This is a genomic window from Pandoraea pnomenusa (assembly GCF_000767615.3).
Classification (GTDB): domain Bacteria; phylum Pseudomonadota; class Gammaproteobacteria; order Burkholderiales; family Burkholderiaceae; genus Pandoraea; species Pandoraea pnomenusa.
This window is the reverse complement of the sequence record NZ_CP009553.3, coordinates 2,510,502-2,524,982: the sequence shown is the minus strand read 5'-3', so window position 1 is coordinate 2,524,982 and position 14,481 is coordinate 2,510,502. Positions and strand designations below refer to the sequence as shown.

General features: G+C 67.2%; 12 protein-coding genes. 6 read left to right on the top strand and 6 right to left on the bottom strand.

From position 1 onward, the window contains the following. Positions 1-36 precede the first annotated feature (36 nt). The 4 genes from LV28_RS35285 to LV28_RS35270 are packed head-to-tail and all read right to left on the bottom strand — an operon-like array spanning position 37 to position 2,874. On the bottom strand, positions 37-909 hold the full coding sequence (locus LV28_RS35285) for an AraC family transcriptional regulator (protein ID WP_023595846.1): 873 nt from the start codon (positions 907-909) through the stop codon (positions 37-39). A 42-nt stretch (positions 910-951) separates the two neighbouring features. Further along, positions 952-1,794 (bottom strand): trans-aconitate 2-methyltransferase, encoded by an 843-nt coding sequence (gene tam / locus LV28_RS35280; protein WP_081326868.1) that lies wholly within the window; start codon positions 1,792-1,794, stop codon positions 952-954. 38 nt (positions 1,795-1,832) lie between these two features. Beyond that, positions 1,833-2,600 (bottom strand): anti-sigma factor family protein, encoded by a 768-nt coding sequence (locus LV28_RS35275; RefSeq protein ID WP_052408603.1) that lies wholly within the window; start codon positions 2,598-2,600, stop codon positions 1,833-1,835. Further along, positions 2,587-2,874 (bottom strand): hypothetical protein, encoded by a 288-nt coding sequence (locus LV28_RS35270; protein ID WP_038617659.1) that lies wholly within the window; start codon positions 2,872-2,874, stop codon positions 2,587-2,589. Before LV28_RS35270 ends, LV28_RS35275 begins: the two co-directional genes overlap by 14 nt. Positions 2,875-3,137: 263 nt before the next feature. On the opposite strand from LV28_RS35270, the gene LV28_RS35265 reads away from it, so the two are divergent. Both LV28_RS35265 and LV28_RS35260 read left to right on the top strand, forming a co-directional pair. After that, positions 3,138-3,836, top strand: a complete 699-nt coding sequence (locus tag LV28_RS35265; protein WP_023874449.1) for a phosphatase PAP2 family protein — start codon at positions 3,138-3,140, stop codon at positions 3,834-3,836. A gap of 254 nt (positions 3,837-4,090) precedes the next feature. Beyond that, positions 4,091-6,013 (top strand): alpha/beta fold hydrolase, encoded by a 1,923-nt coding sequence (locus LV28_RS35260; protein ID WP_028730870.1) that lies wholly within the window; start codon positions 4,091-4,093, stop codon positions 6,011-6,013. Here LV28_RS35260 and LV28_RS35255 read toward each other — a convergent pair. Continuing rightward, entirely contained in the window at positions 5,995-6,585 is a 591-nt protein-coding gene (locus tag LV28_RS35255; protein ID WP_023595839.1) for a phasin family protein, read from the bottom strand. The two genes, LV28_RS35260 and LV28_RS35255, sit on opposite strands and share 19 nt — an antisense overlap. Before the next feature lie 63 nt (positions 6,586-6,648). Then, entirely contained in the window at positions 6,649-7,392 is a 744-nt protein-coding gene (gene phbB, locus LV28_RS35250; protein WP_023874451.1) for an acetoacetyl-CoA reductase, read from the bottom strand. A 454-nt stretch (positions 7,393-7,846) separates the two neighbouring features. On the opposite strand from phbB, the gene LV28_RS35245 reads away from it, so the two are divergent. Genes LV28_RS35245 through LV28_RS35230 form a run of 4 tightly spaced genes read left to right on the top strand, consistent with a single transcriptional unit; the run spans position 7,847 to position 14,449 of the window. Continuing rightward, positions 7,847-9,022 (top strand): efflux RND transporter periplasmic adaptor subunit, encoded by a 1,176-nt coding sequence (locus LV28_RS35245; protein ID WP_023595837.1) that lies wholly within the window; start codon positions 7,847-7,849, stop codon positions 9,020-9,022. A 59-nt stretch (positions 9,023-9,081) separates the two neighbouring features. Then, on the top strand, positions 9,082-12,201 hold the full coding sequence (locus tag LV28_RS35240) for an efflux RND transporter permease subunit (protein ID WP_048806660.1): 3,120 nt from the start codon (positions 9,082-9,084) through the stop codon (positions 12,199-12,201). After that, positions 12,198-13,751 (top strand): efflux transporter outer membrane subunit, encoded by a 1,554-nt coding sequence (locus LV28_RS35235; protein WP_025249110.1) that lies wholly within the window; start codon positions 12,198-12,200, stop codon positions 13,749-13,751. The genes LV28_RS35240 and LV28_RS35235 overlap by 4 nt, the downstream gene beginning before the upstream one ends. After that, positions 13,748-14,449, top strand: a complete 702-nt coding sequence (locus LV28_RS35230) for a TetR/AcrR family transcriptional regulator (RefSeq protein WP_023595834.1) — start codon at positions 13,748-13,750, stop codon at positions 14,447-14,449. The genes LV28_RS35235 and LV28_RS35230 overlap by 4 nt, the downstream gene beginning before the upstream one ends. The last annotated feature ends 32 nt before the right edge of the window (positions 14,450-14,481 follow it).

Sequence of the window (14,481 nt, the reverse complement as noted above, 5' to 3'; positions counted from 1 at the left end):
CGAGGCATGCAACGTTCGCCCTGCGAACGTGACCGGTTACACGCCCCGACCGGCGCTCCATTTTCCGGGCGACACACCGAACGCGCGTCGGAAATAGCGGGTGAAGTGCGACAGGTCGCTGAAGCCCTGCGCCAGTGCGACGTCGGTGGCGGAGACGCCCGCGCGCAGTGCGGGCAACGCTCGCGCCAGTCGCAACTGATTGCGCCACGCATGCGGCGCCAGGCCCGTCTCTCGGGAAAACAGACGCGCGGCGTGAAATGGGGAAAGGTCGACTGCTTCGGCCAGCGACGTGAGCGACATCGGCTCGGTCAGATCGGCCGACAAGCGCGCCTTCATCGTCTCGACGCGCACGCTGTCGCGATGCGTGGGCGTCTCGGGAATACGCGCCTGCGTGTGGCGGACCAACATCATCGACACCGCATCGATCAACACGCTCTGGGCGAGCAGCGGATCGGCGCCCGTCTGCAGCAGGCGATGGGCGGCAAGCAACCGCTGCATGACCTGCACGTCGCGCACCACGTCATCGCCGAACCAGGGCAGCGCATCGGCGCATGCCGCCAGCCCGGGCAGCGGGTCGGTCAACTGACGCTGCACGCCCTGCACGAAATCCACCGGCAGGTAGAACACGCGGTAACGCCAGCCGAAGTCGGTCTCCCGCGATCCGGTGTGGACTTCGCCGGGATGGATGATGGCCACCGACCCGGCATCCGCCACGTGCTCCCCGCCGCGATAGGCATAGCGCTCCGCTCCCTCGACGATGCACGCGAACGTATACGCGTCGTGCCAGTGCGGCGCGAACGTATGGTCGTTGTATTCCGCCGTGACCATGTCGGCCCCGGGCACCAGCGACGAGCGCCAGTACAACGGGGCATTGCGGAAAGGCTGGTGAGGAGGACGAGCGGCGCTCATGGCCGTTACTTTACACCGGGCCAGCGGCCGGCGCCGTCGCGCTCAGCGTGTGGCGACTACGAAAAGCCGCGGAAACGGCAGCAGCACCGTACCGTCGGCGAGTGCCGGATAGGCCTTGGCGATCTCGTCGGTGTAGCGGGCGAGAAACGCCTCGCGCTCGCCCTCGTCGAGCCTTGCAAGGAACGGTCGCAACGCACTGCCCTTGAACCACTCCACCACCGCCGGAGTACCGCCCGCGAGTGGATGGTGGTAAGTGGTGCGCCAGATGTCGATGCGCGAGCACAGGGCGCGCAGCAGCGGGTAATAGAACATTGCGTCGTGACGCGCCGTGCGCTCCACGCCCTTGAGCCGGTCGGCCCACCGCGCGTCGGCTGCCACCTCCCGCATCAGTCGATGCGCCGGTTCGTCCAGATTGTCGGGTGTCTGCACCGCCAGCGAGCCACCAGGCGCCAGGCAGGCGACGAGGCGTGGATACAGCGTCTCGTGATCCGGCAGCCATTGCAGCACGGCGTTGGCCAGCACCACGTCGAACGGGCCCGCCTGCCAGGTGGCGATGTCGGCGACTTCGAAGCGGAATTGCGGCAGACGCGAGCGCGCCGCGTCGATCATGTCGCCCGAGCTGTCCAGTCCGAGCACCTCCGCGTGGGGATATCGGGCCGCAAGCACTTCCGTGGAATTGCCGGGGCCGCATCCGATATCGACCACTCGCGCGTGCGCCCGCTCCGGCAGTTCCGGGATCGCCGCCACGAGATCGCGCACAGGGCGCGTGCGCTCGTCTTCGAACTTGACGTACTGCGCCGCCTGCCAAGCCGGATTGACGGGCGCCGCGGGCGCATTCTTGACATTCTCGACCTTCGACGGACTCGGCGACGGCACTTGCGGCATGACTCACTCCAGGGGGCACGAACCATGACGCAACGATATCAGGTCGCCGCCTGCAACGCCTCCACGAAGACCCGCAGGTGCGAGGCCTCGGCGTCGGTGATCGCCCAGTAGGTCATGCCGCCGCGCCGCCAGCGGGCGATCGCGTAACCGTCGGCGCCGGTCATCATCGGTGCGGCAGCCGCCTTGTCGCGCGCCGGAAACACATACACGTCGATCGGATGCTTGTCCGTACGATAGACGAGCACGGCCACCGTGCGGCCGCCGACATAGTCGATACGCCCCCCTGCGAGCGGGAAGCCGTTCGCCGACAGGTCGACCACCGCAGGCGCGTAATCGATGCGGCCGTTGAACCACGGCTTGACGGTGTGTCGATCCGTCGAGATCACATCGATGGGATGCTGCGACAGCAGCGCGCGCACGTGGCTCGCCACGATTTCCTGCGGTTGCAGGCCCTGGGTCGCCGCCACGTCCGGCGCGGGTTCGGGCTGCGTCGGCGGACGACCCACGAGCAGCGCCATCGTCACGGCCAGTCCCCCCAGGATCGCGCCGCCCGCGCCCCCGAACAGCCACGGCGCCAGGCTCGGCCCCCATGCCGCTTCGGCCGGCCTGACAGGCGCGCCGGGCGTTGAACGCGACGGCGCCGGTTTCTGTCCGGACGCCTTGCCGGGCGAGGTCGCCTCGCCGTCGCCCGGTGCATCGCTTTCCCCCACCCCCGGGACGGCACGCCGCATGCGTCCGCCGTCCTCAGGTAAGCCGCCCGGCACTTCTGGCGCCTTCGTCACGTCCGCATCATCAGGCCGGTTCATCACGTCCTCCCCCATGGGTGCCGTCGAGCGGCAAACGCGCAAGGCGTGTGACCTGCGCCGAAGGTGTCACCGGTGCGCCCGGTGTCGCCGCAGCCAAGGACGCACGCGTGCGGCGGGCGTCCGGCGCCGCGAGCGCTTCGCGCACCAGTTCGCGCTCGTCCCGGCGCACGGCCAATCGCTCCGGATCGCCGGGCGAGGCGTCGTCCCATCCCGGCAAGCGCAGTGCCCGGAGTGGGCCGGTCTGACGTTGGCAACGCCACGTCATTGCTTGCATTGAATCACATTCGCCGAGGCTACCGTTTTATTCCCGGAAGATGTGCCACCGTGCGCGCCAGGCAATCCCACCGGCGGATCGACCGCGCATCTTCACGCCGCCACGACGAACTGACGCCCGCGCACTGGCGAACGAAAGACCTCGACCGATGTCGGACGCTCTGAGCTGCGTGCCGTGCGTTCGTGGCGTCCACCTCGAACGCACGTGCGCGTAAGATAATGCGTTTGCCCGGCTTTCCCCGCCGGGCCGATTTTTCGGTAGTCATGTCAAGCGCCTGGATTTCCATTACCAATTTCGGCGGTGCGGCCGTGACGGTCCCCGCCGCCGCCGCTCTCACGCTCTGGCTGCTCTTCGCCCGCGCCTGGCGCATGGCGCTGGCATGGGGCATGCTCTTCGGCGCCGCCGCCCTCGTCGTCGCCATCTCCAAGATCGTGTTCCTCGGCTGGGGCCTTGGCCTGCGCGAGCTGGACTTCACCGGGGTGAGCGGGCACACGATGCTCGCCGCCACGGTCTACCCGGTCATCGCGTGGCTGCTGCTGCGTCGCGTCGCGTGGCCCTGGCGCACGCTCGGCACGCTCGCGGCCATGGCGGGAAGCGTGGCCGTCGGTGTGTCACGTGTGGCCCTCTCGGCGCATTCGATTTCGGAGTCCGTGGCGGGATGCGCCGTGGGTTTCACCGTGGGTGCGGCCTTCGCGTGGTTCACCCGACACGACGACGCCCCCAACCTGAAGACACTGCCGATGGCCGCCAGCCTGTTCGTGCTCGTCATGTGGCTGCACGGCGAACGGGTGCCGACGCAGCGGTGGATCACGCATATCGCGCTGACCCTGTCGGGCCGCGAGCAGCCTTTTCGCCGCATCAGCTGGCATGCACGCAAGCCGCAGCCGCGCCCGGCGCCGCTGTCGCCCGCCGCCGGGACTCCGGTGGTTTCCCCTGGCTTGCCGTCGGCCCCCGCCCGATAAGTCCTCGTCACGACCGCGCAACTTGTCGCAGATCACGGAAGTCTCGCGGGGTCTGCGTTATATTCGTCGCATTCGTGGCATGTTTCGAAACGCGCGAACCGGTTCGACGGCGATCCGCGAGGCGCCGGGCCACGCGGCAGACAAAGCCTGATACCTCATTGACGCGGCGACCGGAAGCTCGCGGCATCCCCTCTTCTCGTTGTCGCAACCGGCAGGCGCTCGCATGCCTGCGGCAGATCGAAACGGAGTCCGCCATGCCAGACCGCAGCAAAATGTCACCGTCGGCGCCGTCGGAAGTTCGGCAACCCGAACCGCCGCCGGCGTCCAAGGCGGCATCGCGCTCGCGCGGAACGCGGCTCACGGGATCGCACACGCGGCGCGCAACGCCTGCCGGCACGGCCCCTGCCCATGCGAGTGCCGCCCACACGAAGGAACCGCACGCGCCCGAGAAGGCGCCGACCTCGGCGGCATCGACGTTTGCCGACCATCTCGATCGCGCGGCCATGGCCACCACGGCGCGATTTACCGGCAACGTCTCTCCAGCGGCCGTCGCGCTCGCATGGGCCGATTGGGCGATGCACGCAATGACCGCGCCCGGCCATCAGCTCGACGTTTTCAGGGCATTCACCCACCTGGACCAGTCCGCCGCCCCATCGAAGGCCACGGGCGGTCCGCCACCGGCCGACCGGCGCTTTCGCGATCCCGCCTGGGATGCGTTGCCGTTCTCCTGGTGGAGAGACCGCTTTCTGCGTGCGCAATACTTCGTCGACGAGATGACCGGCGATATTCCGGGGGTGGATCCGCACCATCGCGACGTGGTGCGCTTCATGGCGCGCCAATGGCTCGACGTTTTCGCGCCGAGCAACCAGTGGTTCCTGAACCCTGAAGTGCTTGCCGCGATTCGTGCGTCGCACGGGCAGAACCTCGTCGACGGCGCGCAACGCTGGTGGTCCGACCTCCAGGACATGGCGGCCGGCCACGCGCCCGGCGCCGGACCCAAGGCCTGCGAAGCGTTTCGCGTCGGGCATGAGATCGCCGCCACGCCAGGCAAGGTCGTGTATCGCAACGCCTGCTTCGAGTTGATTCAGTACGCCCCGATGCAGCCGCGAACCTGGCGCGAACCGGTACTGATCGTGCCGTCCTGGCTGCTGAAGTACTACATCCTGGACCTGGAGGCACAGCATTCGCTGGTGCGCTTTCTTGTGGAACAGGGGCTCACCGTCTTCATGATCTCCTGGCACAATCCGGGCCCCCAGGCGCGGGACCGGGGTCTCGAGGACTATCTCGACACCGGCCTGCTCACCGCCCTGCGCGAGGTTCGGCGTCTGACGGGAGAAGTGCCGGTGCACGCCTGCGGATACTGCCTCGGCGGCACGCTCCTCGCCATTGCCGCGGCCGCCCTCGCCCGGCGGCGCGGGCGCGGCGACCTGGATGCCAGGGCCCTCGCCAGCGTGACGCTGCTTGCCGCGCAAACCGACTTCAGCGAACCCGGCGAACTGGGCCTGTTCATCGACGCCAGTCAGGTTGCCTACCTGGAAGCGATGATGTGGCGCCAGGGGTTCATCAGCGGCGAGCAACTTGCCGGGACCTTCCAGTTGCTCAATTCGCGCGACCTGATCTGGTCACGGCTCATGCGTGACTATTTGCTCGGCAAGCCCGCGCAAACGACTGACTTCACTGTGTGGAATGCCGATACGACACGCATTCCCGCGCGTCTGCACAGTCAGTGTCTGAGAGAGTTGTATCTGAATAATGCGCTGGCCTCCGGCGCGCTCAAACTCGGCGCGCAACCGGTCGCACTCGCGGACATTCGCACGCCGATGTTCGTGGTGGCTACCGAGCGCGACCACATCTCACCGTGGCGATCGGTCTACAAGCTGCATCTGCTCTACCACGGCGACCTCACATTCGCGCTGGTCTCGGGTGGCCACAACGTGGGCGTGGTGTGTCCGCCGGGACACCCGAGCAGCCATTATCGGGTGGCGACGCGCACGGCGGGGTCGACCTATCGGGATCCGGACGCATGGTTCGACGCGACGTCCGCCATGCCGAGCTCGTGGTGGCCCGCCTGGCAGGCGTGGCTGCTCGCACGGGGCGGCGGCGAGTCCGTCGCCGCGCCCTGGCCACCGGAAAACCCGCTGGGCGACGCGCCCGGCGATTACGTGCTGGAGCGATGAGCCTGCGCGCCGCCGCGCTTGGGCGCCACACGGCCGTTGAGCGGCGATGACTGCGACACGGCCGCTTCCGTCGCCTGCGCGGCTTCGCTCGACATGCGACGCCAGGCATCCATGGTGCCTTGCGTGGCGTCGTTGAACGCCTGGAACCACTTCTGCAACGGTGCTTCAGCCGCCCGGGCCGCGTCGCCGGCCGCCACGCCCGCCCCCATCATGTCCGGCACCGCCATGGCGCCCGCCATCCCATGCTGGAGCTCCTCGCCCGTCTTGCGGCAATGCTCCGCCCACAGCATCTGATTGTTCGCCACCACCGCGAGCCACTCGCGCCAGAACTCGTTCTGTTGCGCGAGTTGGCCATTGATCAACTGCAACTGCGCGGTGAACAATGCATTGAAGTCCTTCGCCCCGCCGAGCGATCGCGCCGCCTCGGCATGGGTCTTGAGCAATTCCGTATCGCGCGCGGCCTGCAACTGGTGCATGCGCTGCGCGGCCTCCAGCATGATGCCGTAGGCGCCCAGCGCACTCGCCGTGCCAAGCTTGACCATTGCCAGCGCAGGATTCGTTTCCTTTGACATCTTGAATCTCCTAAGTCAGTAGTAAGCAGTAGTGAGCAGTAATGAGCCATGCCGCGCGACGCGCTATTCCATGTGCATGCCGCCGTTGATGGCGAGGTTGCTTCCGGTGATGAAAGCGGCGTCGTCAGATACGAGGAATGCGACGAGCGCGGCCACCTCGTCGGGCCGTCCGAGGCGACCGACCGGAATTTGCGGAAGAATGCGCGATTCGAGCACTTCCTTTGGCACCGCTGTGACCATCTTCGTCGCGAGGTACCCCGGCGAGATGGTGTTGACGGTGACCCCCGATTTGGCGACTTCCAGGGCGAGGGATTTGGTGAATCCGTGCATGCCCGCCTTCGACGCCGCATAGTTCGCCTGCCCGAAAGCGCCGCGACTGCCGTTGACCGACGCGACGTTGATGATGCGTCCCCAACCACGCGCCACCATGCCCCCGAAGAGCGGGCGGGTCATGTTGAAAACGCTGTCCAGATTCGTGCGCAATACCGACTGCCAGTCCTCGGCCGTCATCTTGCGCATGGTGGCGTCGCGCGTGATCCCCGCATTGTTGATGAGAATGTCCACCGGCCCCGTGTCGGATTCCACCGCCCTCGCGCAGGCCTCGCATGACGCGAAGTCGGCAACGTCGACACGATAGGCAGCGAATTCACGACCGGTCTCGCGCATGCGCTCGACCCAGCCTTCGCAATCGTGATTCGTGGGGGAACAGGTCACTGCAACGCGGTATCCGGCATCGGCAAGACGCAGGCTGATGGCCTCGCCCAGCCCACCCATGCCGCCAGTCACCAAAGCGATTCGTGTTGTCATGGCTATTGGTCCCTCGTCCTGACGTCGGTCGTTAAACTTCGGATACCTCCAGCATAGTCGCGAACCTCCGGCTTGCTCCCGCATTCGACACCCTGGCATGACCTTCGCTTGACTTTGGTCAAGCCTCACGCGCCAGGACGGCGCCCGGCATGGCACGTGCTGCCGCAATTGCGTCACATTGCCGATCGCAAGCCATGGAACACTGACGCGGCCCCGGCCAATGACACGTGCGCTCGAAGCGCCTGCGCGGGCGTACCGCTCACAGGCATCGTACTCCAAAATAATTCGGCGATCGGGCTTTGCCCGGCGCTTCGAAACAAACCAATGACGCCCCCCTGTCGATAGTCACAGGCCGACGTGAAATGTCGATGACGCCCCATTGCGGGGCATGGGCAATCCATATATCATCGCCCGTAGATTTAATTTCTCACCCCCTGTGAGTCACGAGCGCATGATGCCCTTCCTGTCCGATATCGCACCACGCCGCCGCCGGCTCACGCTGGCGCTCGCCTCCACGGCGCTGGCCGCGGCCGCCCTGGCGGCCTGCTCACGCAAAGCGCCGCCCGAGCCGCCGCCGCGCCCGGTTGTCGCGGTTGCCGCGACGCTGGCGGCGCAAACGCCCATCGCGTCGTTGCCCGCACAGATCGAGGCGCGCTATTCCACGCCATTGTCGTTCCGTGTCGCGGGCAAGATCATCGATCGCTCGGTGCGCCTGGGCGACGCGGTCAAAACCGGTCAGGTCGTGGCCCGGCTCGATCCGGCCGACCTGTCGAAGAATGCCGCCAGCGCTCGCGCACAGCTCGACGCCGCCCAGCATCAGCTCGACTACGCCACGCAAACGGTCACCCGCGACCGCGCGCAGGCGCGTGAAAACCTGATCGCCCCGGCGCAACTCGAGCAATCGGAGAACGCCTATGCAAGCGCGCTCGCGCAACGCAATCAGGCCAGCCAGCAGGCTGCGCTGGCGAGCGACCAGTTGCGCTATGGCAACCTCACGGCCGTTCGCGACGGCGTGATCACCGCGGAACAGGCCGACACCGGACAGAATGTCAGCGCCGGCCAACCGGTATATCAATTGGCCTGGACGGGCGACGTCGACGTGATCGTCGATGTGCCCGAAGTGGCGCTCGGCGCCTTCCGGGTCGGCCAGACGGCAAGCGTCACGCTGCCCGCCGTGCCGGGCAAGACGTGGCAGGCGCGCGTGCGCGAGATCGCGCCGGCGGCCGATCCGCAAAGCCGGACCTACCGCGCCAAGCTATCACTGCTCTCGCCGGGTCCCGACGTGAAGCTCGGCATGACGGCCAACGTCGCCTTCGCGCAGCCGTTCACCTCGCCGACGTCAACGGCGAGCGCCGCCGGCGACGCGCAGGCACCGTCGCTTCAGCCCATCACGCTGCCCTCGACCGCACTCTTCCACGACGGCAATCAGCCGGCGGTATGGGTGGTCAAGCCGGATGACACGCTCGTGCTGCGCCGCGTGCGCATCGCGCGCTATGGCGAGCGCACGATCACGGTCGCAAGCGGCATCACGCCGGGCGAGCGCATTGTCTGGCAGGGCGTTCATACGGTGACGGCGGGTGAGAAGGTCCGCGTCATCGCGCCGCTGCACCCCGAGGACTTCGCGTCATGAGCACGCAGGACGGGAAGCCGCCCGTGCCCCAGACGACACCCCAGTCCCCTGTGGAGCCGATCGATTACCGTCACGAGGAGGGACGTTTCAACCTCTCCGCGTGGGCGCTGCGCCATCGCGCGCTGGTCGTCTTCCTGATCGCGATGGCCACGATCTTCGGCATCCTCGCGTACTCGCGACTTGCGCAATCCGAAGACCCGCCGTTCACCTTCCGCGTGATGGTGATCCGCACGTTCTGGCCCGGTGCCACCGCGAAGCAGGTTCAGGAGCAGGTCACCGACCGGCTCGCGCGCAAGCTGCAGGAGATGCCCGCAATCGACTTCCAGCGCAGCTATTCGCGTCCCGGCGAGTCGTTGCTGTTCTTCGCGATGAAGGACTCGGCGCCCGCGAGCGAAGTGGCGCAAGAGTGGTATCAGGTGCGCAAGAAGGTCGGCGACATCGCGTACACGTTGCCGCCCGGCGTGCAGGGCCCGTTCTTCAACGACGAGTTCGGCGACGTCTACACGCACATCTTCACGCTCGAAGGCGACGGCTTCGGCCCGGCCCAGCTGCGCGATTACGCCGATTCGCTGCGCACGGTGCTGCTGCGTGTGCCGGGCGTGGCCAAGGTGGACTACTTCGGCGATCAGGACCAGCGCATCTATGTCGAGATCAGCAACACGCAGCTCACGCGTCTTGGCATCTCGCCGAACCAGATCGCGCAGGCGGTCAACGCTCAGAACGCAGTGTCGCCCGCCGGCACCATCGAAGCCCCCAACGACCGCCTGGTGGTGCGTCCGAGCGGTCAGTTCCGCAACGTGCAGGAACTCGCCGACACGCTCATCCGGGTGAACGATCGCACGTTCCGCCTGGGCGACATTGCCACGATCAAGCGCGGCTACGTCGATCCGCCGGTCTCGGAGATGCGTTTCGGCGGCAAACCCGTGCTCGGCATCGGCATCACCATGCAGACCGGGCAGGATGTCGTGCATCTCGGCAAGGCGCTGGCAAGCACGATGGCGTCACTGCGCGCGCAACTGCCCGCCGGCCTGAAACTGACGGAAGTGGCCAGCATGTCGGAGTCGGTGTCGCATTCGGTCGACGACTTCCTCGAAGCCGTGGCCGAAGCCGTCGCCATCGTGCTGATCGTCAGTCTCGTGTCGCTGGGATTCCGCACCGGCATGGTGGTGGTGATTTCGATTCCGGTCGTGCTCGCCGTCACGTCGCTGTTCATGTACATCTTCGACATCGGCCTTCACAAGGTCTCGCTCGGCACGTTGATCCTGGCGCTCGGCCTGCTCGTCGACGACGCGATCATCGCCGTCGAAATGATGGCCGTGAAGCTCGCCCAGGGCTGGGACCGCAAACGCGCGGCCGCCTTCGCCTACACGAGCACGGCCTTCCCGATGCTCACCGGCACGCTGGTGACCGTCTCGGGCTTCCTGCCCATCGCGCTGGCCAAGTCGAGCACCGGCGAGTACACCCGCTCGATCTTCGAGGTCTCGGCCATCGCCCTGCTCGCCTCGTGGCTCGCCGCCGTGGTCCTCATACCGCTGCTGGGCTACAAGCTGCTGCCCGAGCGTCCACGCGAAGCCCATCATGGCGACGATCACGAGCACGAAGTCTACGACACGAAGTTCTACAACCGGCTGCGTGGCTGGCTCACCTGGTGCATCGAGCGCAAACTCGTCGTGCTCGTCATCACGGTGGTGTTGTTCCTCATCGCCATGGCAGGCTTCTCGCTCATACCGCAGCAGTTCTTCCCGAGCTCGGACCGCCCGGAACTGATGGTCGACTTGCGGCTGCAGGAAGGGGCGTCGTACCAGGCGACCCTGCGCGAGACGCAGCGCGTGGAAAAGCTCCTCGAGGGCCGCAAGGAAATCGATCACACGGTGAGCTTCGTGGGTACCGGCGCGCCCCGCTTCTATCTACCGCTCGACCAGCAACTGCCCACGCCGAACTTCGCCCAGTTGGTGATCACCGCCAAATCGGTGGAAGATCGCGAGGCGCTCGCCCAATGGCTGGAGCCGAAGCTGCGCGACGCCCTGCCCGGTGTGCGCACCCGTTTGTCGCGACTCGAGAACGGACCGCCCGTCGGCTTCCCGGTGCAATTCCGCGTGAGCGGCGACGACATCGGCACCGTGCGCAAGATCTCGGAGCAGGTCGCCGACGTCATGCGGGCCAACGGCGACACCGTGGACGTGCAGTTCGACTGGGACGAACCTTCGCAGCGCTCAGTGCGGTTCGAAGTCGATCAGCAAAAGGCACGTGCGCTCGGCGTGAGTTCGACCGACATCGCGAACTTCATCGCCATGACGCTCACCGGCTACGACATCAGCCAGTACCGCGAGCGCGACAAACTGATCTCGATCACGTTGCGCGCGCCGAAGGCCGAACGCGTCGATCCGGCAAAACTCGCCACGCTGGCCATGCCCACACCCAACGGTCCCGTACCGCTCGCCACACTGGGTCACGTGGTCGACGACCTCGAATACGGCGTGATCTGGGAGCGCGACCGCCAGCCCACGATCACCGTGCGCTCGGACGTCCGCCCGGGCAAGCAGGGCATCGACGTGACCGACGCGGTCGACAAGAAGCTTGCCGACATCCGCAAGGCGCTGCCGGTCGGTTATCGCATCGAGATCGGCGGTTCGGTGGAGGAGTCGGCCAAGGGCCAATCGTCGATCAATGCGCAAATGCCGATCATGATCATCGCGGTGCTCACGCTGCTGATGATCCAGTTGCAGAGTTTCGCACGCACCATGCTGGTGGTGCTCACGGCGCCGCTGGGCATGATCGGCGTGGTCGCCACCCTGCTGCTGTTCGGCAAGCCGTTCGGCTTCGTCGCCATGCTCGGCGTGATCGCCATGTTCGGCATCATCATGCGCAACTCGGTGATCCTGGTCGATCAGATTGAACAGGACGTGGCCGCGGGTCACCCGCGCTTCGACGCCATCGTCAGCGCCACGGTGCGGCGCTTCCGCCCGATCACGCTCACCGCGGCCGCGGCCGTGCTGGCGTTGATCCCGCTGCTGCGCAGCAACTTTTTCGGTCCGATGGCGACCGCGCTGATGGGCGGCATCACCAGCGCAACCATCCTGACCGTGTTCTTCCTGCCTGCGCTGTACGCCACGGCATTCCGCGTGCGCCACGACGAACGCGCCTCGCACGCCGACACCTCGCAAGGAGGCCGCTCATGATCCCGCGTCGTACCCTGCGCTGGTGCGCCCCGCTCGTTCCCGCGCTGCCACTGTGGCTGGGGGCCTGCTCGTTCACGCCCGGCGACACACCGCCCGCCATGCCCTCGCCCGCCCACTATGGCGCGAGCGCGCCGCCCGAGCGCACGGTCAGCGCACAGGGCGCGTCGCAGCAGTTCGACGTCGGCGCGGCACCCGTCGACGCCTGGTGGCATGCCTATCGCTCCGACAAGCTCGACGCGCTCGTGGACGAAGGGTTGCGCAACAGCCCGAACCTCGCGTCGACCGAGCGCGCATTGCAGGCCGCGCGCGAACAGCTGAAAGCACAAGTGGGGTCGTCGCTCTTCCCCGAGGTGGACATCGGCGGCCAGGCCGCGCGCGAGCGCAATCTCGGCATTCCCACATTCGGGCCGCCGACCGCGCTGTACAACATGTTCGTGGGACAGATCCAGGCGCGCTACACGTTCGACTTCTTCGGTGCATCGCGCTTCGCCAATGCGTCGCTCGCCGCGCGGGTCGATCAGCAGGCGTTCCAGTTGGCCTCGGCACGCCAGGCGCTCGCGGCGAACATCGTCTCCGGCGCCATCGGCGCGTCCGTTCTCGGCGCGCAGGTCAAGGCGACCGAGCGCCTCGTCGCGCTCGCACAGGCCGACGCCACCGACATGGCGCGACGCGAAGCGCTCGGCGCGGTCTCCCGCTCGGACGCCCTGGCGTCGGCCCAGAACGCCGAGTCGCTGGCTGCGTCGCTGCCGGGCCTCAGAGCGCAGTGGCAATCCACGCGTCACGCCCTGGCCGTATTGCTCGGGCGCACGCCCGATCAGGCGCCGGACGATCTCGCACTGGGTGAGCTGAAGGTGCCGGAGCGCGTACCCGTCGTGGTCCCGTCGACACTGCTGAAATCGCGCCCGGATATCCAGGCCGCGGAAATGGCGCTCAAGGCGGCGTCGGCCGAAGTCGGCGTGGCGACGGCGCAGATGTTCCCAAGCCTCTCGCTCACGGCGTCGATGGGCAAGGGCGGCTTCAACTGGCCGACCGTCCTCTCGGGCGCCGGGTCGCTCTGGAGCATTGCCGCGTCGATCTCGCAGCCGATCTTCCACGGCGGTGCCCTGCTTGCCCAGCGGCGTGCCGCGATGGCGACATACGAAGCGTCCGTCGACCAATACAAGCAGACCGTGCTCACGGCGTTCCGGAACGTGGCGGACACCCTCGCCTCGCTCGAGGCCGACAATACCGCCCTGCTGCACGCGGACAACGCGAGTGCGGCGGCCGAACAGATCTATCGCGATACGGCGGCGCGGGTGCGTCTGGGGGCGCTGCCGGTGTCGGCGGCGCGCGGGCGCGAGCAGCAGTACTGGAACGCCTATTTGACGACAGTACGTGCAACCGGCGCACGTTTGTCGGATACTGCGCTACTGTTTTACGCGATGGGGGTGCCACCCGAGCCCGCCGCCGACACGACCGGCCAGGGCGCTTCCGGAAGCGGGAACCCGGCGCCGCAGACGCAGCGCCGGGTGCAGCCCGCGCCAGCATCGCAAGATGTCGCCACACGATGACTGCCACACCGACCACCCGGGGCCGACGCCCCAAACACCTGCCCGATGGCCGTGCCGCGCTGCTCGGCGCGGCCATCCATGCCTTTTCGCAACATGGTTACGATGGCGCCAATCTGCGCGGCATCGCCCGTGCGGCCAAGGTCGACGCCAGCCTGGTTCGCGTGCACTTCGGTTCCAAGGAGCAGTTGTGGCGCGCCTGCGTCGACACGCTCGAAGCCGCACTGGCCGAACCCGCCGAACGCTTGCGCGCGCTGTCGCTGGATACGTCGCGGCCCGTGACCGATCGGCTCAAGGAAGCCATCGAGATCATTGCCGCGCACGCGGTACGGCATCCCGAGCACAAGCAATTCATTGCGCAACACGCCTCGGAGACCGGCGAACGCGGCGCGATCCTGCACGGTCACCTGGTCATGCCGGTGTACGACCGCATGGCGCCGCTGATCGAGCAAGGCATGGCCGCCGGCGTGGTCCGCGCCGAGCACCCCGCCATGTACTTCTGCCTGCTGGTGCACGCGCTGCATCCGCCACCCGGCTCACCGGTGCTCATGCAATTGATCGCCCCGCAGGTCGGCGGCGACGCGTTCGCGCCCGCCCTCATCCATCAAGTCGAGATGCTGTTCTTCGCACCGCCTGCGACACCACCTTGCGGGGTGCTGCTCGGCAACCTGCGAGACCACTCGGACAGCAAAAAGGGCTGACACCCGTCAACCCTTTCAACCCTTTCAGCCCT